This window comes from Streptomyces sp. NPDC057743, from assembly GCF_042798755.1.
Taxonomy (GTDB): Bacteria; Actinomycetota; Actinomycetes; order Streptomycetales; family Streptomycetaceae; genus Streptomyces.
The window spans coordinates 77,888-103,244 of the sequence record NZ_JBHVJX010000003.1 but is presented as its reverse complement, the minus strand read 5'-3'; the positions used below and the strand labels follow the sequence as shown (position 1 = coordinate 103,244).

Annotated in this window: 20 protein-coding genes and 1 pseudogene; 14 read left to right on the top strand and 7 right to left on the bottom strand. The window is 69.7% G+C overall.

What is annotated here, in order from left to right; translation table 11 throughout:
- Positions 1-142: 142 nt before the first annotated feature.
- The 4 genes from ACFVFQ_RS04115 to ACFVFQ_RS04100 all read right to left on the bottom strand — a co-directional run bounded on the left by ACFVFQ_RS04115 (position 143) and on the right by ACFVFQ_RS04100 (position 4,125).
- Positions 143-973, bottom strand: coding sequence for a nucleotidyltransferase domain-containing protein (locus tag ACFVFQ_RS04115; RefSeq protein ID WP_383408269.1), 831 nt, complete (start codon positions 971-973; stop codon positions 143-145).
- 182 nt (positions 974-1,155) lie between these two features.
- On the bottom strand, positions 1,156-1,989 hold the full coding sequence (locus ACFVFQ_RS04110; protein WP_383408266.1) for an SDR family oxidoreductase: 834 nt from the start codon (positions 1,987-1,989) through the stop codon (positions 1,156-1,158).
- 153 nt (positions 1,990-2,142) lie between these two features.
- Positions 2,143-3,378, bottom strand: a complete 1,236-nt coding sequence (locus ACFVFQ_RS04105) for an acyltransferase family protein (RefSeq protein ID WP_383408264.1) — start codon at positions 3,376-3,378, stop codon at positions 2,143-2,145.
- 54 nt (positions 3,379-3,432) lie between these two features.
- Positions 3,433-4,125 (bottom strand): TetR/AcrR family transcriptional regulator, encoded by a 693-nt coding sequence (locus ACFVFQ_RS04100; protein ID WP_383408261.1) that lies wholly within the window; start codon positions 4,123-4,125, stop codon positions 3,433-3,435.
- Positions 4,126-4,363: 238 nt separating this feature from the next.
- On the opposite strand from ACFVFQ_RS04100, the gene ACFVFQ_RS04095 reads away from it, so the two are divergent.
- The 7 genes from ACFVFQ_RS04095 to ACFVFQ_RS04065 all read left to right on the top strand — a co-directional run bounded on the left by ACFVFQ_RS04095 (position 4,364) and on the right by ACFVFQ_RS04065 (position 14,813).
- Entirely contained in the window at positions 4,364-4,957 is a 594-nt protein-coding gene (locus tag ACFVFQ_RS04095) for a GNAT family N-acetyltransferase (protein ID WP_383408258.1), read from the top strand.
- A gap of 1,039 nt (positions 4,958-5,996) precedes the next feature.
- Positions 5,997-7,301: a phenylacetate--CoA ligase family protein gene (locus ACFVFQ_RS04090; RefSeq protein ID WP_383408255.1), complete on the top strand. Its 1,305-nt coding sequence runs from the start codon at positions 5,997-5,999 to the stop codon at positions 7,299-7,301.
- Entirely contained in the window at positions 7,298-8,617 is a 1,320-nt protein-coding gene (locus ACFVFQ_RS04085) for an MFS transporter (protein WP_383408252.1), read from the top strand. Before ACFVFQ_RS04090 ends, ACFVFQ_RS04085 begins: the two co-directional genes overlap by 4 nt.
- Positions 8,614-9,816, top strand: a complete 1,203-nt coding sequence (locus tag ACFVFQ_RS04080; protein WP_383408249.1) for a GNAT family N-acetyltransferase — start codon at positions 8,614-8,616, stop codon at positions 9,814-9,816. Before ACFVFQ_RS04085 ends, ACFVFQ_RS04080 begins: the two co-directional genes overlap by 4 nt.
- A complete protein-coding gene (locus ACFVFQ_RS04075) occupies positions 9,813-10,979 on the top strand; it encodes an acyl-protein synthase (protein WP_383408247.1) in 1,167 nt (388 codons plus the stop codon). The genes ACFVFQ_RS04080 and ACFVFQ_RS04075 overlap by 4 nt, the downstream gene beginning before the upstream one ends.
- Entirely contained in the window at positions 10,976-13,534 is a 2,559-nt protein-coding gene (locus tag ACFVFQ_RS04070) for an acyl-CoA reductase (RefSeq protein ID WP_383408244.1), read from the top strand. Before ACFVFQ_RS04075 ends, ACFVFQ_RS04070 begins: the two co-directional genes overlap by 4 nt.
- Positions 13,535-13,730: 196 nt before the next feature.
- Positions 13,731-14,813: a GPP34 family phosphoprotein gene (locus ACFVFQ_RS04065; RefSeq protein ID WP_383408241.1), complete on the top strand. Its 1,083-nt coding sequence runs from the start codon at positions 13,731-13,733 to the stop codon at positions 14,811-14,813.
- A 19-nt stretch (positions 14,814-14,832) separates the two neighbouring features.
- On the opposite strand, the gene ACFVFQ_RS04060 is transcribed toward ACFVFQ_RS04065, so the two are convergent.
- Positions 14,833-15,738: a LysR family transcriptional regulator gene (locus tag ACFVFQ_RS04060; RefSeq protein ID WP_383408238.1), complete on the bottom strand. Its 906-nt coding sequence runs from the start codon at positions 15,736-15,738 to the stop codon at positions 14,833-14,835.
- Positions 15,739-16,028: 290 nt separating this feature from the next.
- On the opposite strand from ACFVFQ_RS04060, the gene ACFVFQ_RS04055 reads away from it, so the two are divergent.
- From ACFVFQ_RS04055 to ACFVFQ_RS04040, 4 genes and pseudogenes are all read left to right on the top strand, one after another.
- On the top strand, positions 16,029-17,294 hold the full coding sequence (locus tag ACFVFQ_RS04055; protein ID WP_383408235.1) for a pyridoxal phosphate-dependent aminotransferase: 1,266 nt from the start codon (positions 16,029-16,031) through the stop codon (positions 17,292-17,294).
- A gap of 219 nt (positions 17,295-17,513) precedes the next feature.
- Positions 17,514-17,954, top strand: a complete 441-nt coding sequence (locus ACFVFQ_RS04050; protein ID WP_383408232.1) for a hypothetical protein — start codon at positions 17,514-17,516, stop codon at positions 17,952-17,954.
- Positions 17,955-17,997: 43 nt separating this feature from the next.
- Positions 17,998-18,767: pseudogene (locus ACFVFQ_RS04045) on the top strand (transposase).
- Positions 18,768-19,342: 575 nt separating this feature from the next.
- Entirely contained in the window at positions 19,343-20,620 is a 1,278-nt protein-coding gene (locus ACFVFQ_RS04040; RefSeq protein WP_383408229.1) for a KamA family radical SAM protein, read from the top strand.
- Here the strand turns inward: ACFVFQ_RS04040 and ACFVFQ_RS04035 are convergent.
- Complete coding sequence (locus ACFVFQ_RS04035) at positions 20,575-21,564, bottom strand: hypothetical protein (protein ID WP_383408226.1); 990 nt, start codon at positions 21,562-21,564, stop codon at positions 20,575-20,577. The genes ACFVFQ_RS04040 and ACFVFQ_RS04035 overlap by 46 nt on opposite strands.
- A 7-nt stretch (positions 21,565-21,571) precedes the next feature.
- On the opposite strand from ACFVFQ_RS04035, the gene ACFVFQ_RS04030 reads away from it, so the two are divergent.
- From ACFVFQ_RS04030 to ACFVFQ_RS04020, 3 genes are all read left to right on the top strand, one after another.
- Complete coding sequence (locus ACFVFQ_RS04030) at positions 21,572-22,144, top strand: Lrp/AsnC family transcriptional regulator (protein WP_383408223.1); 573 nt, start codon at positions 21,572-21,574, stop codon at positions 22,142-22,144.
- A gap of 270 nt (positions 22,145-22,414) precedes the next feature.
- A complete protein-coding gene (locus ACFVFQ_RS04025) occupies positions 22,415-23,014 on the top strand; it encodes a DUF4328 domain-containing protein (protein WP_383408220.1) in 600 nt (199 codons plus the stop codon).
- Between the two features lie 181 nt (positions 23,015-23,195).
- Entirely contained in the window at positions 23,196-24,257 is a 1,062-nt protein-coding gene (locus ACFVFQ_RS04020; RefSeq protein WP_383408217.1) for a hypothetical protein, read from the top strand.
- A 34-nt stretch (positions 24,258-24,291) separates the two neighbouring features.
- Here the strand turns inward: ACFVFQ_RS04020 and ACFVFQ_RS04015 are convergent, their stop codons facing one another.
- On the bottom strand, positions 24,292-25,281 hold the full coding sequence (locus ACFVFQ_RS04015) for a GlxA family transcriptional regulator (RefSeq protein ID WP_383408214.1): 990 nt from the start codon (positions 25,279-25,281) through the stop codon (positions 24,292-24,294).
- Positions 25,282-25,357 lie beyond the last annotated feature (76 nt).

Genomic DNA, 25,357 nt, shown 5'->3' with positions numbered 1-25,357 from the left:
CACGACCACCGCACGCCACCGCCACCCGTCACACAGCCGCGCGCACATCCCTTACCCCTGAAAATCCTACTCCTGAGGGGACCCCGCCCCGCGGCCATGCCCACACCGCGGGGCGGGGGATTGCGCATCGCTCAGCCATCGCTCAGCCATCGCCTCCGAGCAGCCGACCGATGTCGTCCAACAGCTCACCCGGCACGCACACCGCCCACCGCTCGGCGGCCTCGGCGCTGAGCTCCCGCGTCCAACGCCAACTGTGACGCGCGGCGGCAAGCGTGTCCGGTGCCTGGGCGGGGGCGGTGGTGGCCGCGTAGCGCTCCCGGTCGGCGGCGGGCAGATCGCGCTCCAGCGCGCGACTGGGGGTGAGCCAGTGCGCGGTGCTGCCGCGCAGGAGCCGGCAGAGCTGCAACTGCTGGGGCGCGACGACGGTGTGCAACAGGGCGTGCGCCCGGGCCGTCTCACCACGGGCCAGGACGTGGGCGAGCATCAACGTCCAGTTGGCCAGCTCGTTGACGAGCTGCTGGGCCGTGGTGCGCGGCTCCGGCGGCCGGAACCGCGCCAACTGCCGGGCGGCCCGGGCCAGTCGGCCCGTGCGGTCCAACAGCACCGCGGCCTCCGGGTCGGGCAGGTGCACCATCCCCTGCCACGTGGGCACTTCATCGATCCCCGGCCCGGCCGCGGTCAGATGGAACTCGCCCCGCATCAGGTCGTCGAAGACGACGGCCAGGATGCCGTACATGTTGGTGTACGCCAGCTTGAGCGGCGCGAGTTGCCGCAGGAAGGCCGGGCCGTCGAAGTCGTCGACGTGGGCGTCCTGGACGTACAGATACGCCTCGATGTCGGAATGGGCATCGGCCTCGCCGAGGGTCCACGAGCCGTACAACAGAACGCCGTCGAGCAACGGTTCCGACTGGGCGAGCCGCCGCAACCGCGCGATGCGCTCGTCAAGGGCGGGACAGGCTGAGCGAAATGACATGGGTAACTGTCTCCTGAAGAAGCGCGCAGGCACGCCGAGTTGAAGCCCGGCACGCAGGCACTGAGCCAGTCACTGGCTGACTCACTCACCGCACCGGGCCGCTGACCGTGGTCCGCGGAACACCGCTCAACTCAGGAAACGCCCATGCCGCACATCGTAATCACCCCGAGGACGCCCGGCCCCTACCCCACCCCCATGGCCAAGAACTCATCGAACGTCCGCGGCTCCCGCCCCACGAGTTCCCGCACGACCGTCGTCACCTCGGCCATCCCGCCGGACGCCAACTCCGCGTAGAGCTCCAACAGATCCTCAACGAACCAGTCGGGCAGCCCTCTTGCGCGGAGTTCCGCGGCGGCTGCCTGGGCCGGCAGATCACGGAACGGCACCCCCAACTTCCCGGCGATCTCCCCATGCGTCAGGGCCTCCGGACCTGTGAGGGCATACGTGGCGCTGCCCCTCGACGCGCCCGTCAACAGCACGGCGGCACAGGCCGCGACGTCGTACGCGTCGATGTACGCCACCCGACCCGTGCCGTACGGGCCCGCCACGGCGCCCCCGTGAGCAAAGCCGCCTTCGCCGGTGAAGAAGTTCTGCATATAGCCGGTGGGTTGCAGCATCGACCACCCCAACCCGGATGCCTTGAGGTGCTCCTCGATCTCCCAGTGCGCCCGCACGGACAGCTTGGCTCCCGGGCCGGGGCGCCACGCCGACACCTTCACCACGTGCGCGACGCCGGCGGCCCGCGCCAGGTCGATGGCGGTGGTCTGCTGCCGGACCATCGGCTGCTGCCCGGCGACGGGCAGCGCGCCACCGCTGTTCAGCAACAGCCGGTCAACGCCGCGTAGCGCGGCGGCCATTGATGCCGGGTCGTCGAAATCCCCGACGACGCACTCACAGCCCAACTCCCGCCCCTTGGCCGCGTTCCGCACCAGCGCGCGAAAGCGGGTGCCGGACTCGGCGAGCGCCCGCACGAGATGCCGACCGATGGTGCCGGTCGCGCCTGTTACGAGAATCATCCGTCCTCCCTTGGCCCCGAGGAGCCCAAGAAGCCGCCATGGCCCGCGGCTTGGGCCGCGGGCCATCGAGATTACCGGAGGTGCCCTCCAATTACTCGGCCTACGTCGGATCGCCACGTGGGGGAGGGGAGGGGCGGTGCGAGGCGAACCGGCCTACAACACCCGATCCGCGCGCGGCAGGCGTCGAACGAGATACGCCAGCCCCCAACACAGCGGCAGCGCGAGCACCGCGACCACCGCGAACTTGGCCACCGCCGGGGCGTGCAGCCAGCCGAAGGCGTGCCCGAGCGCCACGAGCACCGGCGCGTGCAGGACGTACACCGCGAAGGCGTGTTGGGAGAGGAACGCGGCCGATCGGCCCTGGCGGTTGAGGCGTTCACGAAACACCACGGTCAAGCCCAGGACGATGCCCACCGCGAACGCGGATTCCCAGGCGGCACCCGCCAGCGACTGCCAGCTTCCGTGACCGTTGAGCGTCCCGTCCTTCGCCGTGACGAGCACGGGGAGATAGGCGAGGGTCGCAACCGTCGCGACGACGAATCCCAGGCGGCCCGCCCGACGGGAGAGCGCCTGCGGCCAACCACGCCGGTAAGCGAGCACGCCGAGCACGAAGAAGCTGGCGTACTGCACCGCAAAGCTGGGCGTGGGCAGTCCGAGGAAGGGGATGGTCATGTCGTTCGGTACGAGGATGCGCCAGCCGTACGTGGCGAGGGCCAGGCCGACCGTGAAGAAGACGATCGTGCGCGGCCGGGGTGCCCGGGGCGTCGACCGGTCAACCGTCGGCGGGTCGATGGACGGCGATCGTCCGAAATCCGTTCCACCGGTGGGGTGTTGGAGGCGACGTGCGGCACGCCGGCGGATGGCCACGTACACCAGGGCGAACGCCAACAGCACCTCCACGAACCACATCGGGCCCGCGTCCCAGCTCGCGAGGTAGTAGATCCAGTAGGGGAGGGGGTCACCGCGCTGCGCGAAGACGTCCCGCAGGTGCAGATAGCCGCCGAAGTCCGTGATCGGGCGGATCAACAGCAGGAAGAGGAGCAGCGGTATGCCGAGCCGCTTGAGCCGGTCGCGGAGGAACGGCCGCGGGCCCTTGCGGTCGTACGACGCCGGGGTGAAGTACCCGGCGATCATGAAGAAGAAGCCCATGAAGAACGCCTGGTTGAGGGTGACGAAGGCGTCCAGGACGAGGCCGCTCCCGTCCGTGGCCGGCTCGGTGTAGTACCAGGCAGGGATGTTGCCGTAGGTGACGGCGACGTGGTGCAGCACCACCAGTGCCGTCAGCGCGATGCGCAGGTTGTCGACGTAAGAGAGGCGTGCTGGCCTGGGTGTTGCTGCCGTGTGTGCCTGGTCGGCGGGCGCCCTCGTGCGCCCGACGTCGTGTGTCATCGACATCTTCCCCCGTTCTGTTTTCTGTTCTGTGTGGTGCCTGCCGTGCCCTGTTCAGGCTTCGGCAGCGTGGTCCGTCTGACTGTCTGTCCGACCGTCCGCCCGGGTGGCGCGCCAGAAGAGGTCGATGAGCTCGTGGGCGTGCGCCATCAGGTCGTGCTCGGGGTGGGCGCTCCAGTACGCGAACATGTCGTCGATCCCGGCCTGAAGGGTGACGGCCATGACGCGGGCGTCGAACGCGCGGAGTTCACCGCGCTGTTGGCCCTCGCGGAAGACGTTCTCGACGTGGGTGTACAGCGGCTCGCTGGAGGTCACGCCGTACCGCAGTGCACCGGTCTCGGTGCGGGCGTGGGTGAAGATCTCGCCGAGCGCGGTGAGTTGGGGCCGGTGGTCGGCCATGTACATGGCGATCGAACCGATGTAGACGCGCAACCAGGCGTCCGTGCCGGTCTGCCCCGCGAGCCGGGCGGTGACGAACGCCCCGATCCCCTCGTAGACCTCCTCGACGGTCCGCTCGATCAACTCCTCCTTGCCGGCGAAGTGGTACGAGATCACGCCCTTGCTCACGCCGGCCCGCGCAGCGATCTGAGCCATCGAAGCCTTCGCGAACCCCCGTTCCGCAATGACTTCGATGGCGGCTTCGATGATCTGGGCCCGGCGCACCTTCTCGATGACCGAGCGTCCCCGTTCCGCCTTCCGGTCTTCCCCGTCGCCGGGTTGGCCGCTCGGATTATTTTCTGACCGCATGGCCAGAAATTTAGCCGCCCGGCCAACCGGTTGTCCAGTGGCCTTGAACACTCCCGGTGGCGGTCGGGCGCTGCTCCCCGAGGCGGTGGTCCAGCGGTCAGTCGAGCAACCAGTCGGCGAACCAGTCGGTCACCCAGTCAGATAGGCGGCGGATTGGCCGGGTTGAACGCGTAGAGTCGATCTAGGACCTAACCGGTAGTGGGGACAAGGGAGTTGATGGTCGTGCAACGATGCTGCGATGGTGACCTCTCTCCCTCCCGTCCCGGCACCCGTTGTTCCCGCAGGGCAGTTGGCCCGGCGTGCCCAACCGGTGCTCGGGCTGCCGTGCGGTCTGGAGTTGCGCCCCTGGCGCCTCTCCGACGCCGATGCCCTGGTGGCCGCCAGTCACGATCCGGCGATTCGCCAGTGGAACCGCCTTCTGGTGGAGACAACGGACCAGGCCCGCCGGCGCATCGAGGCCATGCACCGGCGCTGGCGGACGGAGCTCAGCGCGATCTGGGCGATCGCGCGGCCGGACGGCGAGGCCCTCGGGCTCATCGGGTGGGGCGACATCGACCTCAGGGCCGGCAGCGCCGAGATCTTCTACTGGATCCTGCCGGCAGCACGCGGTGGCGGCGTCGCGGTCGAAGCGACCGAACGCCTCACCCAATGGGCCTTGAACGACCTCGGCCTGCACCGCCTACGCCTGTGCCACTCGGTGGCCAACCCGGCCTCCTGCCGGGTTGCGGCCAAGGCCGGCTACGCCCTCGAAGGCACCATGCGCAGCGCACTGTTGCACGCGGACGGTTGGCACGACGAGCATCTGCACGCCCTCGTCCGGGGCGACGTGTGACCCCAACGCATCCGATCTGACCTGCGCAACCACTCCGCCGCGACGACCCCAGCCGAAGCCAGCGCAGGCGTGCGGCGGGGGTAGTTCTCGGGGGAGCGGGGAGTCCAGGCTGTATTCGGACACATTGTGGGGATGGTGTGACGATCCTCGTCATGCCATGGTCATGCGCTGGTTGATGCGCTAGCGCGCTCCGCGGTAGGGGGCCGCGCGAGGGTCGCTGCCCGCGACGGGCCACCGCTGGAAGCGGAGAAGTGATCGCCATGGGGTGTCGGGTGTCGGGCTGAACGTCGGCTTGTCACCGGCGAGTTGGCGATCTAGGCACCCTTTGGCACGGGCGGTCGAGGCCCTGGTCAGTTGCCCGAGCCGGCCCTCCGCGGAGCGCGGGTGGCTTCAGGTCGGGGACGTCATCCGGCGGGGTAGGCGCTTTTCCCGCGCCGAAGAGGGGCGTTCGGCCCCGGCGGTCGCGCGCACCCCACCCGGTCGGCGCTGCGCCGATGCTCATCTCCCCGTGCTGTTAAGCGAGTTCTCACTCTTTCCCTCCGGGCTGCGTGACCTTGGCGGTTTCGCATCGCGGATGGTTTTCCCGGGCTCGCGGATGTTGGCTGGTTTTCACGGCCTGCGTACAGCCGGTGGCCCAACGCTATTTCGCGACCGAATATCCTGATGGCCGGTCGGCGGGAGTGGATCGCGTTTCCCTGTCGTCGCCGTAAGCGGGGGTCGCTGTGGTCGCTCAGAAAGGCGGTTACGGTTCCATAAATCGGCGGTGAGGTACGTCACCGTAAACAGGAGGAACCCGATGGATGGGTGGGCCATCCGATGTGATCTCGGTTGGTAAAAATCCCGTTTACGGTGGTGACAATTGTCGGCTGGAACAAGCCACATGACATAGCATCACCGACGGAAGTAACCCGTGCGGTAAGGCATGTGAGGGCGGCCCGGAACGGGCCTAGCCATGCCTTCTGCCGCAGAAACACGTCAAGAACTGGTGCCGCACACCCCGCGGTTCCGGGTCTTCGGAATGCCGAAAAGCAGGAATGTTATGCCCGTTCAAACATTAACGGAACTCGTACGCTTCGTGCGTGCCAACTCCCTGTTCTACCGGGACCTTTACGCCGGGCTACCCGACCGCGTGAGCGAGATAACCGAGCTCCCGGTCGTTCCCCACGACGCATTTTGGCGAGCCAATACGCCACGCGACAACGGCCTTCTGACCGGGCCGCTCGACGAGGCGGTGGTCTTCAAGAGCGGCGGCACGACCGGCGCGCCGAAGTTCTCCGTCTATACCCGCGACGAATGGCGGGAATTCACCTCGGCGTTCGGCTCCGGACTGGTAGAAGCCGGATTGCGCCCCGGCCATCGGGTCGCCGACCTCTTCTACGCCGGCGAGCTCTACGCCAGCTTCACCTTCATCCTGGACTCCCTCCACCGGGCACCCGTCGCCAACGTGCGGCTGCCCATCGGCGGCGGCGCACCGCTCGCCTCCACCGTTCACACGCTGGAGGAATTCGACGTCGACGTCGTCGCCGGCACCACGACCACGCTCTGCGGCCTGGCCGACCACCTCGTGCGCGAGGGGCGCCAACTCCCCGGCGTGGAGCTGCTGTTCTTCGGTGGCGAGGGACTGTTCGAGGACCAACGGCCGCTGCTCCGCAGGGCGTTCCCGCGGGCTCAGGCCCGCTCCATCGGCTACGCCGGCGTCGACTCCGGGCTCCTGGGCCAGGCCGTCCCCGGCGCGGACCCCCGCGTGCACCGCACGTTCACGCCGCACACCCTCGTCGAGATCCTCGACGAGGACACCGGCGAACCCCTGACCCGCGAGGGTGTCCCGGGCCGCATCGTCGTCACCGACCTGCGGCGCCGTCTGATGCCCATCATCCGCTACCCCGTGGGCGACCGGGCCGAGTGGACCGATGTGGCCGCCGGGCTCTTCCGCGTCCTCGGCCGGGCCGAGGAGGGCGTGCGGATGGGCGCGGTGTCCCTCTACACGCAGGACGTGCACGACCTGGTGCGGGCCGCCGACCCGACCGGCCGGGTGATCGGCACCCAGCTCGTGGTGCGCCGCTGGGACGGCCGGGACGGACTGGTGCTGCGGCTGGCCGTCGACGGCGGGCCGCGCCTCAACGCGCCTGTCGCGGCCGGCAACAACGCCGAACCGAGCGAACTGGCGCACCTGGCCGCCGCCATCGCCAAGGAGATCGACGCGGCCCGCCCGATGTACGCCGACGAGGTCGACGCCGGGCGCATCCACCCGCTGGCGGTGGAATGGGTGCGGCACGACGAACTCGTCGTCAACGCGCGCACCGGCAAGCTGCTCCGGGTCATCGACGAACGGCCGCACTCATGAGCGCGACCCCGGCCCCGCGCCGGCTCCCGGTCGTCCTGCGCAACCGGGCCTTCGGCGCCGTCTGGGCCGCGCAGGTGCTCACCCAGGCCGCCGGCCGGATGTTCCAGGTGGGCGTGGTGTGGTGGATCGTCGGGCACGCCGCTGTCGGCACCGGCGACCGCGGTCTGGCCTCGGGGGCGTTCCTCGCGGTGAGCACGCTGCCCGCGGTGGCGCTCGCCCCGCTGGTGGCAGGCGTCATCGCCCGCTGCCCGCACCGCACCGTGATGGCAGTGGCGGCCGCCGTCGCCGGCCTGGTCGCGGCCGTCACCGCCGGGTGGACGTACCTCGCACCGCCACCGACCCTCGTCGCGTACGGCGCCGCGCTGTTGCTCGCCGGTTGCCAGGCACTCTTCGACCCGTGCCTGACCACCTCGGTGCCCGAACTCGTCGACGACGCCGACATCGAGGCCGCGACCGGCTTCGAACTGGCCACCCAGTCCCTGGCCGGACTGGCCGGCGGGCTGCTCGGACCGCTCGTGGTGGATGCCTGGGACCTGACCGGCATCGTCTCCGGATGCGCCGGCGCGTATCTCGCCGCCGCGGCGCTGGTGTTCCTCACCCGTTTTCCCCGCGCCGCCACGCCACCGGATGAGGCCGCGCCGTCCGACGGCGGGCCCGCATCGCGGACGCTCCGTCAGATCCTGGCCGAACACCCCTTCATCCGCCGGGTGTTGCTCTGCTTCGCCGCGGTGAACGTCTTCAGCACCGCCGTGTATGTTGTCATGCCCCTGTACTCCCGGGGCGTGCTGCACGCACAGGGATCCACGGTGGCCGCACTGGAAACCGCACTGGGCCTCGGCGCCCTCCTGGGCTCGTTCACCGGCGCCAAACTGCCCGGATCCCCGACCACCATCGGCGGGGCATGCCTGGCACTGATGGCCGTCGCCCTGGGAACCCCCGGGCTGCTCGCCGACCGTTCGGCGGCCGTGTGCGCCCTGGCCGTCGCCGGCTGGTGCGTGGGCGTCATCGGCGTGCGGTTCGTCGCACTGTTCCAACGACTGGTCCCGGCAGCGGACAAGCCCGGGTTCTTCGCCATGATGCAGGCCCTGCTCGGCGCGACCTTCCCGCTGTCCTCCCTGGTCTTCGGCGCCCTCGGCGACCACCTCTCGCCACAGACCCTGTGCCTGGTACAGGCCCTCGGACTGGTCCCGCTCGCCGCCGCGCTGTGGTGGCTGGGCCGGCGCACGGCACCACCGCAGGACGCCGTCGTTGAGGATGCCGTGGCCGCGCCGGCCCTGTCGGCCGTCACCAACACCACTCTGGGGGAGGCTTCATGACGACCCTTCACCCGGCGACGTCCCAGGACATCGCCGAACTCCGACAGCTCTACTTCGACGTCTACGGCCACGGTTACCCGGTGCCACTGGGCAGCGATCCGGCCGTGATGCACCGCCTGATCACCGACCCGCACTGCCACTGGCTCGTCGCGCGCACCGAGACCGGCGAACTGGCCGGCTCCGTCGTCGTCCAGACCGACCGCGGCAACCGCGTCGGCAAACTCGTCGGCCTGGCCGTACACCCGCGCCACCGCCAGGGCGGCCTGGCCGGCCGGCTGACCGGCGCGGTCACCGCCGACGCCCTCGGCACCGGCGCCATCGACTCGCTCTACACCACCGTCCGCATGGTCACCCAGGCACCCCAACGCGTCGTCGCCCGCAACGGATACCGGCCGCTGGGCCTGTTGCCCAACGCCGCCGACGTCTCCGGTTTCGAGACCCTGGCGCTGTTCGCCTGCTACGCGGAGGGCGTCCTGGGACTCCGGGAACAGGCGCCGGCCGTCCCCCAGGCACTGGTGCCACTGCTGCACGCGGCCGAGGAGAGCACCGGCGTCCCCTACGCCGCGGCGCACGCACCGGCTGTGGCGGACCAGGCCCCGACACCGTTCTCCCCGTCCGGTGGCCTGGCCACGGCCACGGCACCCACCGCGGTCCTGACCGCCCCCGCGGCCACCCGCACCCAGACACCCCTGGAAGTGATCACCGCCCCGGGATTCGTCCGCCGCCGCTTCCGCGAGCTCTTCCCCGACCCGGCCGGCGCCTACTCGCCGCTGCGCGCCCCGAACACGGTGCTCACCGCGCCGGACGGCGCGTTCGAGATCTACGCCGACCTCGACCCGGCGGCCAGCAGCTGCGCCCTGGTCGCGGTGCACCCGCACCCGTCGGCCGCCACCGGCGCCCTCAACTCGCTGATGGCCACGCTCAGTCGGGCCGGCGCCGACTACGTCGAGACGCTGGTGCCGCTGTCCGACACCGAGGGCCTGTGGGCGTTCCTGCACGCCGGGTTCGTCCCCAGCGCCTGCTACCCGGCCATGCGCCGGATCGGCGACCGGTTCCACGACTACGTCGTCCTCTCCCGCACCGACCGTCAGATCGACTTTCGGACCACAGCCGTCAGCCCGCTGATTCAGCCCTACCTGAGCGCGTACCTGACCGCCTGGGCCTCCACCTATCTGCCCCAGCACGAGGTTGCCCGATGAACACCCATCTCGCCCCCGTCGAGGTCCCCGACCCGACGACCCTGGCCCACGTCCAACAACTCTGCGACCTCCCGTCGCCCTACACCACCGGGCCCGAGGCCGACGCCCTGTTCGCCGCCGCGATGGCCGAGACCAACGCCTGGCACGCCGAGCGCTCCGACCTCTTCCGGTCCCTCCTCGCAGACACCCCGGAGACCCCGGCCCCGACTGTCGGCCCGCAGACCCGCACCCCGCTGCTGCACGCCAACTTCTTCAAGCGGCACGAGGTGCTCTCCATCCCGCGCGACGAGGTCTTCCTGCACCTGACCTCCTCGGGCACCACCGGGCAGAAGTCCCAGATGTTCTACGACCAGTGGACCATCCGCTCCGCCCAACGCATGGTCGCCCGCATCTTCGACCACTACGGATGGATCACCCCCGAACAACCCGTCAACTACCTGCTCTACAGCTACGAACCGGCCCCCCAACTCCGCGTCGGCACCTCCTTCACCGACAACTACCTGTGCGACTTCGCCCCGGCGCGCCACACCACCCACGCCCTGCGCCACACCGGCAGCAGCCACGAGTTCGACGTGCACGGCTGCATCGATGCGCTGCACCGCTACGCCGAGGAGGGACTGCCGGTGCGCATCCTCGGCTTCCCGGCGTTCCTGCACTTCACCCTGGAACGGATGCGCACTGCGGGCATCAAGCCCCTCCAACTCCCGCCCGGCTCCCTGGTGATCCTCGGCGGCGGCTGGAAGGGCCACGCCGACCGCAAGATCCCCAAGGGGGAGTTCTACGATGCGGTGACGCAGCAACTGGGCATCCCGGGGGAGCGGATCCGGGACACCTACGGCTCCGTTGAGCACTGCGTGCCGTACATCGAGTGCGACCACCACCGCCTGCACGTACCGGTCTGGTCCCGCGCCGCCATCCGCGACACCCGGACGTTGGAACCCCTGCCGTACGACCGGCCCGGCTACCTCCACCTGGTCTCCCCGTACATCACCTCCGTCCCGGCACAGAGCGTCGTGATGGGCGACCTGGCCTCCCTGCACCCCGGGGACGCCTGCGGCTGCGCCCTGGAAACCCCCTGGTTCACCATCCACGGCCGCGCCGGGGTGAGCCGCAACCGAAGCTGCGCGGTGGCCGCCGCGGAACTCCTGAAGGGAATGTCATGACCCGTCAACTCCACTACTGGCAGGGCTCGTTCATCGACGACGCCGACGCGGCCGAGCGGCTCGCCGAGCTGCCGGCCCTGGTCGAGGGCGTCCTGGCGGAGCCGCTGTCCACCGAGACGGTCCTGCTGGCCTGCGACACCGTCAGCCAGGCACTGCGGCAAACGGACGGCGACCTGCACGCCCGCCTCATGGACCAGCAGGCCGACGTCGCGGACGGACCCGACCGCGCGGAGGCCGCGGCCACCCTCGCCGAACTCGCCGACGCCCTCGCCCGCCCCGCCCTGGAGCGCAAACTCCGGCGCGAGCTCGGCGGCCCGCGCCCGGAACGGCTCACCAGGCCCGATGCCCGCGAGACCCGCTACGAGGCATGGGCGCCGGTGGGCCTGCTCGTCCACATCGCCCCGGGCAACGCCGCCGGGGTCGCCCCGCTGAGCGTCGTGGAGGGCCTGCTCACGGGCAATGTCAACGTCCTCAAGACCAGCAGCACGGACACCCCGCTCGCCCAGCACCTGCTCGCCGAGATCGCCGCCGCCGACCCCACCGGAGCCGTCGGCCGCCGGATCATCGCCCTGCGCTTCTCCTCCCGCCGTCAGGACCTGATGCGGTTGCTGTGCGCGCCCGCGGACGCGGTGGCCGTATGGGGCGGCGAGGACGCCGTGGCGGGCGTCGCGGCGCTCGTCCCTCCCGGGTGTCGGCTCGTCGAATGGGGCCACAAGATCTCGTTCGGCTATCTGACCCGCGATGCCTGGAAGGACCGGGCGGCCCTCGTCGCGCTGGCCGAGGATGTCTGCCGACTCGAACAACAGGCATGCTCCAGCCCGCAGGTGATCTACCTCGACACCGACCCGGAAGCCGACTGCGCCAGCCAACTCTTCGCCTTCGCCGAGGAGTTCGCCGCGGTCCTGGACGAGGTCTCGGCCAAGTACCCCGCTCCCCACAGTGATGACGCCGACCCCGCCGAGCAGGCCGAGCTCACCACCACCGAGCTGGTCGCCCGGGCCGAGCAACACCTCGGCCTGACCAAGGTCCTGACCGCGGACGACGGGAGCTGGCGGGTCCTCGCCGACACCCGCCCCGCCCTGACCGCCTCCCCGCTGCACCGCACCGTCTGGATCAAGCCGCTGCCCCGCCGGGACGCCGTGGCCACCCTGCGGCCCATGCGCCGCTACCTCCAGACCGCCGCGATCGGCGGCAACCGCGGCGACATCGCGCAGCTGTCCAGGACGCTGATCACCGCGGGCGTGGACCGGATCACCCCGCTCGGCGCCATGCTCGACGGCTACCACGGCGAACCCCACGACGGCGTCTACGCCCTCCAGCGCTACAGCCGCCGCGTCAGCGTCCAGGCCCCCGAGGTCGAGTTCACCACCACCCCGTGCCTGGACGACCTGATCGCCCCCGCCGCACTGCCCGCACCACCCACCGGCCCGCTCATGGACAAGGCGGCCGCCCAGGCCCAGATCCGCACTCTGGCACCGGAGCACGCCCAGCTCTACTTCCACAGCGGCGGCACCACCGGCGCCCCGGCGCTGTCCGTCTTCACCTGCGACGACTACGACACCCAGATGAGCGCCTCCGGAAACGGCCTGATCGCCGCGGGCTTCGACCCGGCCCACGACCGCGCCGCCAACCTCTTCTACTGCGGGGAGATGTACGGCAGCTTCATCAGCTTCTTCTCCATCCTGGAACGCCTCAACGCCACCCAGATCCCCATCGCCGCCGGACCCGACCACGAGGCGATAGCCAACGCCCTGGTCAACTACCGCGTGGACACCCTCTTCGGGATGCCCTCCTACCTGTGGCAGCTGTTCCACGCCCAGGGCGACCGGCTGCGCTCCTACGGCGGCATCCGCAAGGTCTTCTACGGCGGCGAACATTTCACCTCCGAGCAACGCCGCATCCTCACCGAGGAGTTCGGCGTCCAGGTCATCCGCTCCGCCGCCTACGGCAGCACCGACCTGGGCCCGCTCGGCTACCAGTGCGCCCACGCCCGGGGCACCGTCCACCACGTCCTGACCGACCTGCACACCCTGGAGATCCTCGACCCGCAACAGGACCGCCCGGCCCCCGCCGGACAGCCCGGCCGGCTGGTCTTCACCACCCGCACCCGGGCCGGCCAGCGCCTGGAGCGCTACCAGATCGGTGACTTGGGCCGGGCCGTCGACGGGGTCTGTCCCTGCGGCAGCCACACCCCGCGCATCGAACTCCTGGGACGGTACGGCGATGTGTTCCGCATGGGCACGTACCACTTCAACTACCGCCGCTTCACCCAGATCGCCGAGGAACACCTCGGCTACCGCGGCGAGTTGCAGCTCATCCTGACCTCCGAGGCCGACCGCGAACGGCTCACCGTCCGTCTGGACACCGCCTACGCACCGGACCTGGAAGCGGCCCGCGCCGCGCTGCTGGCCAACATCCCCGAACTCGGTTCGGCGGTCGGCCCGGAGGCGCTGCTCGACTGCACGGTGGAGACCGCCGCCACGTCCGCCTTCGAGCGCACCCCCACCAGCGGAAAGCTCCGCACCGTCATCGACCGCCGGACGACGGCCAGTTGATGAGGAGTTAACTCGTGTGTGGGGGTGGGGCCGGTGCTCCACCCCCGCACGGGTTTCCGCCCCCCTCATTCCCATACGCTTGACATAATACAACTGGCAGATAACGCTGGGGGCCTCCTCAGGAACCCCGGCCCGGGCCAACGCCGCGGCCGGCGGCACCTCCTTCCTCTTCGAACTGTGCCTGACCGCACCGGCGTTGGGTGGTCTGTTCGGCGCCTGCCACAGCCTCGACGTGCCGCTGGCGTTCGACACGCTGGGGAGCCCCAACGGTCGGGAACTCCTCGGCGACCCACCCACCCCCGAGGCCCGCGCGGTGTCACGGGAACTCCACCGGGCCTGGATACGCTTCGCCACCACCGGCGACCCCGGCTGGCCCGCGTACCACCCGGACCACCAGCTCACCCGCGTCCTGGACACCACCTCCACGACCGCCCGCTACCCCGAACAGGACTCCCACCACATCTGGGAGAACCGCCCCCCAACCCCCTTCGATCTCTTCTCGCAGTGGTCCCCGCAACGGCGATTGCCTGTCTGGAACGGACGGCCGCCCCGCCCTTCCCCTCGGCGCGCGCGACCGGGACGCAACTGGTGTGCTGGAATGCAGGGGCCCTCGCCCCCGCACCTGGGAGAGAACCGGATGAGTAGTGCATCACGGGACCTGATGATCGTCACCGCGGACGCGGTCTCCAGCCGCTCCCTGCCTCAAGGCAACCTCTCGCTCGCCCTCGCCGGCGGCGAGCTGATCGACCTCCTCACCGCCGGGGCGCTGACCGTCGACGGCGAACGCATCGTGCCCGGCTACCGCCCCACCATCGACGACCCGTTGCTGAACGAGGCCGCCATGGAACTGGTGCGCCAGGCACCGTACGAGACGATCAGTGACTGGCTGTGGCGCAGGGGAGACGGCCTGTACGCGACCTACCGGGCGCGCCTGGCAACGGAAGGGGTGCTCAGCCGGGAGCGTCGCCGCGGCCTCCACCTCAGGGCCGATCACTACGTACTCGCCGACACACCGGACCGGCGCGCGGCGGTGGACCGCCTGGCCTCCGGCGAGCCCGTCCTCACCGCCCTCGCCGCGGCCGTCGGGATCGCCGCTGACGGGGAGGCGGAGGAGGGCGACGGGCCCGCCCCGGACCCGTCCAACTTGCCGAGCGTGGACGACAACGGCGTGGACACCGTGCTCGCCGCGGTCCACGGCGCGCTGATGGAACTGGAGGCCCTGCGCCAACGCCGCGCCATCGAGCAGGCCGCCTTCGACAACATCTGGCGCGGCAACTGACACGGGGAGGCGGAGCCTGCTACCGGCGCATCGCCTCCTGCACCGCGCCCAGGCAGGCGGCGATGACCGGATCCTCGCGCGTCGTGGGACGCGTCAGCGCCAGGATGGTGCGGTGCATGCGCGGCGCGAGCGGCAGGGCGGCGAGCCCGGGCTGAGCGCGCGCGACATCGTCGGGCAGGAAGGCGATGCCGGCGCCGGTGGCGACGAGCGCGGCCAGCACGTGCAACCCCTCGAACTCCCAGCGTCGAGCGGGGTCGGCATCGACGGAGGCCAGGCGCAAGTCCCCAGCGGTACGGGAGAGTTGGCCGACCGGCGCGCACAGCCAGGTGTGACTGTGCACCGCCTCCCGCAGCCTGGCCGCGGAGATCGGGAGCGGGGCCCGGGTGAGGGGATGGTCCGCCGCGACGGCCAGTCCCACCTCCTCGCGCCGCAGGTGGTGCACCGCGAGGCCGTTGCTGTGGGTGGGTGGTTGAGCGGACCAGTCATCGATCACGGCGAGGTCGTACCGCCGGTCGATGACGGCCGCGGCGGCGGTGGTCGAACCCGTCTCGTGTGCGACCACGGCCAGTTCGCGGTGTTGACCCTGTAGCGCGGCCAGGTGCGGCGCCAGGACCGGAGCCAACGCGGGGATACAGCTGATGGACACCCGACCGCTGATGGTGCCGGCGCGGGCGTGCATCCGACTGTGCGCCGTCTCGACCGCGTCCAGGATGCCCGCGGCATGCTCGACCAGTTCGCGCCCGGCGTCCGTCAGGCTCGCGCTCTGGGCGGTGCGCTCGATGAGCGCGACGCCCACCTCCCGTTCCAGCGCGGCGAGTTGCTGGGAGACCGCCGAGGGGGAGTACCCCAGGTCGGCGGCGGTGGCGGTGATGGTGCCGCGGGTGGCGAACCGGTGCAGGATGTCCAGCCGTCGCAGATCGAGCATCAGCTTTCCTTACTCTCGCCCTCGCCATCTTGTGCTGTTGCCGATGCTAGGTGTTCGGGCACTCTGGGACGCACGGCATCGCAAGTCGCCACGGAACACCGGCGCGACCGGCCGCGCACGACGGGCTCAGCGACGACCTCGGCGGGACGCTGCGGTCGTCACCCGGTCGGCCAGTCGCGTGGAGGGCGCCGGCGGGGTGCAGGAGACTGGCCCCGCCGGTCGGTGCCCGGTCGACCTTTCAATCCCACGTCTCCGGCGCCCCGCCGGCAGACGCACAGGAGGTGGCATCCATGACCCTGCACTCCGCGACCCTGGCGATCGACGAGGAGGTGCGCGCCCGCCGGCAGGCCGGACAGGACGTCCTGCACCTCGGCTTCGGCGAGGCCGGCCTGCCGATCCCCACCGGACTGTCCCAGACACTCACCGACGCCCACCAACGCAACGGCTACGGCCCCGTGGCCGGTTCACCACAGGCCCGGACCGCCGCGGCCGGCTGGTTCACCCGCCGCGGCCTGCCCACCGAGCCGGACCAGATCCTGCTCGCCCCGGGGAGCAAGCCCCTGCTGTTCGCCCTGCTCGCCGCCCTCGACGGCGACGTCGTGCTGCCCCGTCCCTCGTGGGTCTCCTACGCGGCCCAGGCAACCGTCCTCGGGCGCCGCACCATCTGGGTCCCCACCCCGCGCGAGGCCGGCGGCATCCCCGACCCCGAACACCTCGCAACCGCCCTGCGACAAGGAGTTGAGCGCGGCGCCCGTCCCAGGGCTCTCATCCTCACCATCCCCGACAACCCCACCGGCACCGTCGCCCCCGCGGAACAGGTACGCGCCGTCTGCGCCCTCGCCGAGACCCACGGACTGACGGTCATCAGCGACGAGATCTACGCGGAACTGTGCCACCGCGGCACCGCCCCCAGCCCGGCCCACTACCTGCCGGAACGCACCGTCGTCAGCACCGGCCTGAGCAAGTCACTCGCCCTCGGTGGTTGGCGGATCGGCTACCTCCGCACCCCGCCGGGCGTCTGGGGCCGGCGCCTGCACCAGGAACTGATCGGAGTGGCCAGCGAGATCTGGTCCAGCCTGGCTGCACCCATGCAGTCCGTGGCCGCCCACGCCCTGGACGAACCGCCGGAGATCCGCGCGCACCTCACCGCCTCCCGCCACCTGCACGCCCGCATCGCCACCGCACTCCACGCCCGCCTCACCACCGCGGGCGCCCACTGCCGCCCCCCGCAGGCCGGCTTCTACCTCTACCCCGACTTCGCACCCCAACGCGAGGCCCTCCTCGCCCAAGACATCCACACGAGCGCCGAGTTGGCCACGCACCTGCTCCACCACCACGGCATCGCCGCGCTACCAGGCAGCGCCTTCGGCGACCCCGACACCACCCTGACCCTCCGCCTGGCCACCAGCCTGCTCTACGGCACCACCCCGCAGGACCGCCGCTCGGCCCTGGCCGCCGACGAACCGGAGCGCCTGCCGTGGATCGCCGCCGCCCTGGACCGCTTCAGCACCGAGCTGGACATGCTCACCCGGGGTCGCGCCGGCCGCGCCGCCTGACCCCCACCGGCCTGCCGTCGACCCCGGCCCCACCCCGGGGTCACGGCAGGCCCGTGCGCAATGCGCCTGCCATGACGAATGGTTGGGCAATTTGGCCCGCAAACCCGCCCACTGAGGGCTGTCCCGCTTTCCTGTAGCGAGCCTTACAGGGCTGCTTGGTAGGATTTACGGCTTGGGTGGCCTGTGGATCTGTGGCCCTTGAACGTTCGGGAGGGCCAGATGTCGGTGAGGTTCGCGTACCAGAACGTGGGTGCGCCGGATCTGTACCGGCGTGGCCTCCAGCCTGAGACGGCGCCTGTCGGAGTTCTGCTCGTGGACATTGAGGCCGACCTGGTCATCCGGGATGGCGACCGTGTGGTGTTTGCGGAGAAGCTGTTCCCCGTGGCTGAGCTGGCGCGCGCTCTGGTGGGCTGGCTTCACCGGTCGGACGGCGAGCGCGGTGACTTCGACTTCGACTCGATGTCCTACGCGGAACTGGGTGCGGTGCGGATCATGGGGTCGGCAGAGGGGTGGCGGGTCGGCTCCGTCTTCGAGCCGGGCACATGGACCTCGCCGGTCACTTGGGATGTTCTTGCAGCGGAGATCGGACAGTTCGTGGCTGCCGTCCGCGGGGATGTGCTGGGGATCGGCGTCGGGCCCGGCCTGATCCCCGACCTGTGAAGCATGGCCCAGCACTGCTCTGGCCAGGTGGATGATCTTCGCCATGTCTGGTGTGATCACGGCATCGGAACCGTCCTGGATAACGCCGTTCACCGGGCTGAGCCCGCGCTGCTTCAACAAGCTGGTCACCGCGTTGCGGCGCGAGGGGCCGACGAGGTACGGCGGGGACATCCCTGGGGTTTGTCGCTGCCGGATCGCGTGCTGCTGGTGGCAGCGTACTGGCGCACGAACCTGACGATGCGGCAGCTCGCCCCACTCTTCGGCATCTCCAAGTCCGCGACCGGACGGATTATCGAGCACCTTGGCCGCCGTCTGGTCCTGCGGCCCAGACGGCGCTTCGCCAAGGACGCCGTCCTGATCGTCGACGGCACCCTTGTGCCCACGCGCGACCACACCGTCGCTAAGCAGTCGAAGAACTACCGCTACTCCACCAACCACCAGGTCGTCATCGACGCCGACACCCGGCTCGTCGTCGCTGTCGGCCGACCGGTCCCCGGCAACCGCAACGACTGCAAGGCATGGGCACTGTCGGGTGCCAAGGACAGCGTCGGCAACACCACGGTCATTGCCGACGGCGGCTACCAAGGTACCGGCCTGGTCATCCCGCACCGCCGCGAGCGCGCCCAGAGTGAACTTCCGGCTTGGCAGGAAGAGCACAACCGATCGCACCGTCAAGTCCGCGCCCGCGTTGAGCACGCCTTCGCCCGGATGAAGAGCTGGAAGATCCTCCGCGACTGCCGTCTGAAGGGCGACGGCGTACATCACGCTATGAGCGGAATCGCCCGATTGCGCAACTTGGCCCTCGCCGGATAAGCGAACGGGCACACGAGACAACGGTGTTCGCGTCACTGAGAAGACCTTTGCGGGACAAACCTTAAACGCCACAAGCGCGAATTCTTCAGGTCGATGCATGGCGCTGCGCGCCACCGCTTCTCGCCGCACTCCGCAGTCATGGATTGCCCACCGTCCATGCCGCGTTGCGCCCATACACCCCCGTGACAGCACGCCGGTCGTTGCACACCGTTTCCCGCCACCGTAGGCACAACGGGGAAGTGTGAGGACGATCACCGTCGTGTCGATCCGGCGTCCGAAAATGGGCGCGTTCCGCTGGCGGTGAAGGCCGCAACGCAACGGGAAGTTGAACGCGCGTCAAGCGGCCCTGGTTTTCCGCCACTTCAGGGTTGGCTCGTTCATGGGAGCGTCTTGCTGCCCGCGCGACGGGCGACCTACGTTGGCTTCAGGCATCAAAGCGCAGGTAAAAAATGCGCGGCGATGCCGGCCGACGAATTCCCGGACGACCGCAGGGGAGAACCATGGAGACCGTCGCCGAAAAAGCCGATCCCGGCGTCACCCATCCCGATCGCCGGCAACCGCAGACCACCCCACGGATGCGCGCTGTACCAGGTCAACGCCTGTCCACGCTCCCGCAGTTGGCGGGCGCCGACGAGGCGCTGAAGCGTGACATCGCGGTGGTGAGTTCCGTACTCCCGTTCAAGGTGAATAACTACGTCATCGACGAACTCATCGACTGGTCGAACGTCCCCGACGACCCCATCTTCCGGATGACTTTCCCGCACCGCGACATGCTACCAAGCGATGATTTCGAACTCATCGCCAAACTGAAGGAAAGCAACGCCCCGCGGGCCGAACTCGCCGCCGCGGTCAATGAGGTACGCGCGAGGCTGAACCCCCACCCCGGCGACCAGCTTTCCTCCAACATTCCGGTCGCGGACGACGAACCGTTCCACGGACTCCAGCACAAATACCGCGAGACGGTACTGGTCTTTCCCGCCCAGGGACAGACCTGCCACTCGTACTGCGGATACTGCTTCCGCTGGGCCCAGTTCGTAGGGATTTCGGAACTGAAGCAGTCCGTCGACACCCCGGACCGCGCCCACCGCTACCTCCGCGCGCACCCTGAGGCATCGGACGTACTGATCACCGGCGGCGACTCGATGATCATGTCCACGGAGCGGCTGGTGCACTACATCGACCCGCTCCTCGGCCCCGACCTGGAGCACATCCGCAACATCCGGTTCGGCACCAAGGCGCTGTCCTACTGGCCCTACCGCTTCACCACGGACAAGGACAGCGACGACCTGCTCCGGATGTTCGAGCGCTGCGTCAAGGCCGGCCGACACGTCGCCGTCATGGCCCACTTCAGCCACGCACAGGAACTGGCCACCGACGCGGTACGCCAGGCCATCGCCCGCATCCAGTCGACCGGCGCCGTGGTCCGGGCCCAGGCACCCATCATCCGCTTCGTCAACGACTGGCCCGAGGCGTGGTCCGACATGTGGCGCACCATGGTGGGCATGGGAGTCGTGCCGTACTACATGTTCGTGGAACGCGACACCGGTGCCCGCGGCTACTTCGAGATCCCGCTCGCCCGCGCCCTGGAGGTCTACCAGACGGCGCTGCGGGGCGTCTCCGGACTGGAACGGACCGCGCGGGGCCCGGTGATGTCCGCCTCGCCGGGCAAGGTCTGCATCGACGGCACCGCCACCATCCAGGGCGAGCAGGTCTTCGTCTGCCGCTTCCTCCAGGCCCGCGACCCGCAACGGGTGGGTGTCCCATTCTTCGCCCGCTACGACGAACAGGCCACCTGGTACGACCACCTTCAGCCCGCATCCTTCGAGAACCGCCCCTGGTTCGCCACGAGTTGACGACCCGGCACCCGCCCGTCCGGCACGGGATCGTCCCACGTTGATGCCGGGGCCGCCTGCGGACGCTCCCGCACGGCGGCCCCGGCACCGCCCACCCGTCGCCGGCCGCCCGCGGCCACCTTCGCCACCACCACCTGCACATGCAACGCCAGACTGCACGCCAGCAACAGGGCAGGCACGGCACCCCACCGCGGCAAAGCCAACGTCAACACCACGAAGAACCCGGCGAACGCGAAAGAACCCTGCACCACCCCGCGCAGGAAGTGCACCGCACCGGCCCCGCCCTCGGCACGATGGGTGAACACCGCCATGATCGCCGCAATCACCTGGAGCGGAGCCAACAACCCGGCCAACCGGGGCCCCAGGGCGTCCGAGGCCCCCGTGATGGCCAACACCACGCCCGCCGCACACGCCATGCGCAGCGGCGCATCCCACCACGCGGACACGGACGTCGCCCGCGCGCCCCCCGCCGGCCACCAATGCAACATGACCGCCAAACAGACCGGAACCAGCACCACCTCGGCGAGAACGGGGATCCGCACCCACCAGAACACCACCGTACCCACGGCAAAAACGCCGAGCCCGGCCCCCAACGACACCCACCACCCGCACCTGCGCGCCGTCGCCGCATACGCCAGACAGAACGCGCACCCCGAGATCAACCCCAGCAACATCCCGGCCGAACTCCTGGCGGCGAAGTCGGGACCGTGCTCCACCGCCAGCACCACGACGATCGGCCCCGAGGTCAACGGCAGCCCGGCCAGGCGCCCACCGACCGCATGGCCCCAGCGCCTCTGCACGACCGTTGCGAGCAACACCAACAGCGGGGCCAACCCCACACGTAAGAGCATGATTTCCACGGCTGTGACCCTGCCACGCAAGTGCCTGCGTTTGGCGCGGTCTTTCGTGTCGTATGCCCGTTCCGTGCGCGGAAAGAGAACCAACACCCCGATGACACCGCCGATATCGCAACCACCCTCCCTGGACCCCACCGACCGGGCCCTGCTCCGCCTGCTCGCCGACGACGGCCGTGCCACCTACCAGGAACTCGCCCGCGCCGTACAACTCAGCCCCAACGCCGTCGCCGAACGCGTCCGACGCCTGCGGCGCTCCGGCCTGATCCGCGGCTACACCCTCGACATCGCCCCCGACGCCCTCGGCCAGGCACTGCGCGCCCTGACCAACATCAAACTGCGCGAGGGCGTCAGCCGCCGCCACTTCGAGGCCGGCCTGTCCGACCTCCCCCAGGTCATCGCCGCCGCCCACACCACCGGCGAATACGACTACGAACTCACCATCGGCTGCCGCGAACCCACCGAACTCGAAGAGATCGTCGACCGCCTGAAAGACCACCACGGCGTACGCGAGGTCAACAGCCGGATCATCCTCCGGGAGGTGCCGCTTGACCCCCTACGGATCCTGGAAGATCCCCCCAACCGACGAACGCCCCTTGGCGGCGGGGCAGTTGTCGGACCACCCGCTGACGCACGAGAGCCCACCCGCCGCCTCTCTCGCACCTGGTGAAGTCGGCGACGAACACGCCGCGGCGCGAGGAACGGGGTCGCATCTGCCCCTTTTTGATTGGACAGGCGACATATAGACCACATAAGTTCCGTACGCGCTCGGGCCGTCTCGGGAAGAGGCGGCCCGCTGTGCGTGCAAAAGCTGTGATTCAGAACTCGGGGGTTCGCCATGTCCCACACGATGCCTGCCGCATCACCGCCGCCTGGTTGGTCCGCGCCGCCTGGTCCGCCGGCCGTTCTCCGCTCGCCTGTCGGGCTCTCCAAGGCCGTGATGATTCTGCTCGGTGTCGTCATCGCCACCGACCTGTTCGCCCTGTGGCAGGGCGTGCACTTCTACCAGTTGATCGGCCGGCTCGTCGACGACGTCAACTCCGTGCGCCTGCAAGAGGTTGAGCGAGCGGACGCCTGGTACGTGGCTTCCGGGTATGCACAGACTGCGGCCCTGATCGCGACCGGGGTGGTCTTCATCGTGTGGTTCCACCGGACCAGGGTGAACGCCGAGGTCTTCGACCCCGACGACCACGCGAAGCACCGTGCCTGGGCGATCTGGGGCTGGATCGTCCCGGTGATCAACCTGTGGTTCCCCCGCCGGATCGCCGTCGATGCCTGGAACGCCAGCGCTGACCGCAACTCCCGTTCCACGGCGCTGCTGAACTGGTGGTGGGCGCTGTGGATCGTGAGCCTGTACTTCGGCCGCATGGCCTCCCGACAGTACGCCAGAGCCGAAGGGTTGCAGGAAATCAAGGGGGCGGTGGCCGTAGTCATGGCGAGCGAGGTCATCGACATCGCGGCTGCCGTCCTCGCCACCCTCTTCGTGCACCGCCTCACGCGCATGCAACACGAGAAGGCCCTGAGGGGGCCGACGCTCTGACGACGGCGGGCGACGCATGCTGCCGCCATCGGCGTTATGGCAGGTGAAGGCGTGCGCGGTCGCCTGGAGTGAACTTCCCTGCCAGTAAAGCTACTTGACCGAATCGTTATGGGCGTGGTCGGCTCCTTCGCTACGGTTCCTCCATGCCGCAACTGCCCTGCGCGGCTGAACCGGGAGAGGCATGCTCAACGACAATGACGTTCTGGCGGCAGTCCGACAACACATCATTGAGCGCGGCGACCCATCGCCGGTGGAACAGCCGTCTGCCGCAAAGATCAGGTGGCGTTCCCTGCTTGAGGGCGAGGTCCTGCGCTGCATAGAGACCCATCGGGAACAGGAACGGTTTCACCCCGGCCACATCGACCTTTCCGACCGACCGGAATACGACATCCTGCAGCAGCACCCTCTGGACGCGCCGCAGGAACTGGCCGCCGAGACAACGGTCACGATGGTCAAGCGCGGGACGGTCAAGGAAGAGACATGTCCGTGCGGCAACGGAAAGGTCGCCTGCCCGCGTTGCCAAGGCCGGGGCGCGGTGCAGTGCGATCCATCGGCCACCTGCACCGACTGCCCCGACACCGATCCCTGCCTGTGCTGCCACGGCACCCGCACCCGCAGCAAGGGACTGCCCGACGATCACGAGCAGGAGCGGAAGGACCGCACCACCTGCAAACTCTGTGGCGCGCTCGACGCGGCCTGTCCCACGTGTCGGGGTCGAGGGAAAGTCACCTGCTCGACGTGCCAAGGCCGCGGATCGTTCTCGTGCCCTGACTGTGACCGTGTGGGAACCGTGCCCCATGAGCGCTGCGCAGGCACCGGCCACACGGTGTCATGGATCGAGGGGACCATCAGGCGTCAACCACGGACCGAGGAGGTCAAGCGGTCCCATTCCGGTGTGTCGTTCGTGGCCCGGAAGCAGGCTCGCGACAACGGTAAGTGGGCGACGGCGTCGCTGATGAACCACGACGCCGTGCCCGACGACCTCGACGCCGAGTTCAAGAAGCTCCTGCGCCCGCATCTCAAGAGGCGCAAGGACGAAATCGCGCGCGAGGCCACCTTCCGCTACCTGCCGCTGGCCCGAGTCGAAGTGCCCCACCAGCCACACCGCATCTACTACGTATTCCCCGGCAAGACCCGCCTGGAGGTACTCCCGCTACCCTCGCCACAACGCACGTGGCGGATCGTCGGAGCGGTGCTGGCAGTTGCGCTGGTCGTGTACCTCATCGTTCACCTCGTCTCGTGAGGCCCCGCACGCAACTGCCTCTGGACCGTACTGCTCAGCCCCCGTGCCGGAATCGGCTTCGGTACTCCGTGGGTGTCGTGTTGAGTTTGCGGCGGAAGGCGCGGATGAGGGTGTCCGTGGTGTTGAAGCCGCAGGCGGTGGCGATGCGTTCGAGGGTGTCGTCGGTGGTTTCGAGCCGGTTGCGGGCGGCTTCGACGCGGGCCGCTTCGATGTAGGCGGTCGGGGTGGTGCCGAGTTCGGATTTGAACAGGCGGGTCAACTGGCGCTCGCTGAGGTGGAGTTGTTCGGCCAGGCGCGGGACGGTGAGGGGCTCGGCGAGGTGGTGGGCGATGTGCAGTCGCAGCTCGTCCATGCGTCGGGTGGTGGAGACGGGCTCGATCGGGACGCTGAACTGGCTTTGCCCGCTGGGGCGTTTGAGGTACATGACCAGTTGCCGGGCGACGCGCAGTGCCGTGGTCTCGCCGAAGTCCTCGGCGACCAGGGCGAGGGAGAGGTCGAGACAGGCGGTGACGCCCGCGCCGGTCCAGACATGGCCGTCGCGGATGAAGATCGGGTCGGCGTCGACGTCGACGGCGGGGTGGTCGGCGGCGAGCTGTTGGGCGGTGGACCAGTGGGTGGTGGCGCGTTTCCCGTCCAACAGCCCCGCGGCGGCGAGGAGATGTGCGCCGACGCAGACGGAGGCGACGCGTCGGGATCGCGCGGCGAGGGTGGCGACCCAGCGGACGATGCCGGGGTCGGTGAGGGCATGGACGCGACGGTCGGCGTCGACCTCGACGGAACCAGGCACCATCAGGGTGTCGATGTGTTGCGCGGCGGCCTCCGCGAAGGTGAGGTCGGGCAGCACCCGGACGCCGGCCGAGGTGGTGACCGGCGCCATGGTCTCGGCGGCCAGCGCGACGCGGTAGCCGGTGGCCTCGTCGGTCTCGCGTTGCAGCAGGGAGAAGACCTCCGGCGGGCCCGTGACGTCCAACAGGTCGACACCCTCGAAGAGTAGGACGACGAGGAATTGATTGACGGCGCGCACCGGGCCTCCCAGCGATGTCGGAATCTGCAAGTTACCTGACATTGCCGCCACGGGTGGGGGTTCATAGCGTGGGGGC

Coding starts and splice junctions, on each gene's coding strand:
- ACFVFQ_RS04115 (WP_383408269.1), bottom strand. CDS start 973: ATGTCATTTCGCTCAGCCTGTCCCGCCCTTGACGAGCGCATCGCGCGG.
- ACFVFQ_RS04110 (WP_383408266.1), bottom strand. CDS start 1,989: ATGATTCTCGTAACAGGCGCGACCGGCACCATCGGTCGGCATCTCGTG.
- ACFVFQ_RS04105 (WP_383408264.1), bottom strand. CDS start 3,378: ATGACACACGACGTCGGGCGCACGAGGGCGCCCGCCGACCAGGCACAC.
- ACFVFQ_RS04100 (WP_383408261.1), bottom strand. CDS start 4,125: ATGCGGTCAGAAAATAATCCGAGCGGCCAACCCGGCGACGGGGAAGAC.
- ACFVFQ_RS04095 (WP_383408258.1), top strand. CDS start 4,364: ATGGTGACCTCTCTCCCTCCCGTCCCGGCACCCGTTGTTCCCGCAGGG.
- ACFVFQ_RS04090 (WP_383408255.1), top strand. CDS start 5,997: ATGCCCGTTCAAACATTAACGGAACTCGTACGCTTCGTGCGTGCCAAC.
- ACFVFQ_RS04085 (WP_383408252.1), top strand. CDS start 7,298: ATGAGCGCGACCCCGGCCCCGCGCCGGCTCCCGGTCGTCCTGCGCAAC.
- ACFVFQ_RS04080 (WP_383408249.1), top strand. CDS start 8,614: ATGACGACCCTTCACCCGGCGACGTCCCAGGACATCGCCGAACTCCGA.
- ACFVFQ_RS04075 (WP_383408247.1), top strand. CDS start 9,813: ATGAACACCCATCTCGCCCCCGTCGAGGTCCCCGACCCGACGACCCTG.
- ACFVFQ_RS04070 (WP_383408244.1), top strand. CDS start 10,976: ATGACCCGTCAACTCCACTACTGGCAGGGCTCGTTCATCGACGACGCC.
- ACFVFQ_RS04060 (WP_383408238.1), bottom strand. CDS start 15,738: ATGCTCGATCTGCGACGGCTGGACATCCTGCACCGGTTCGCCACCCGC.
- ACFVFQ_RS04055 (WP_383408235.1), top strand. CDS start 16,029: ATGACCCTGCACTCCGCGACCCTGGCGATCGACGAGGAGGTGCGCGCC.
- ACFVFQ_RS04050 (WP_383408232.1), top strand. CDS start 17,514: ATGTCGGTGAGGTTCGCGTACCAGAACGTGGGTGCGCCGGATCTGTAC.
- ACFVFQ_RS04040 (WP_383408229.1), top strand. CDS start 19,343: ATGCGCGCTGTACCAGGTCAACGCCTGTCCACGCTCCCGCAGTTGGCG.
- ACFVFQ_RS04030 (WP_383408223.1), top strand. CDS start 21,572: ATGACACCGCCGATATCGCAACCACCCTCCCTGGACCCCACCGACCGG.
- ACFVFQ_RS04025 (WP_383408220.1), top strand. CDS start 22,415: ATGATTCTGCTCGGTGTCGTCATCGCCACCGACCTGTTCGCCCTGTGG.
- ACFVFQ_RS04020 (WP_383408217.1), top strand. CDS start 23,196: ATGCTCAACGACAATGACGTTCTGGCGGCAGTCCGACAACACATCATT.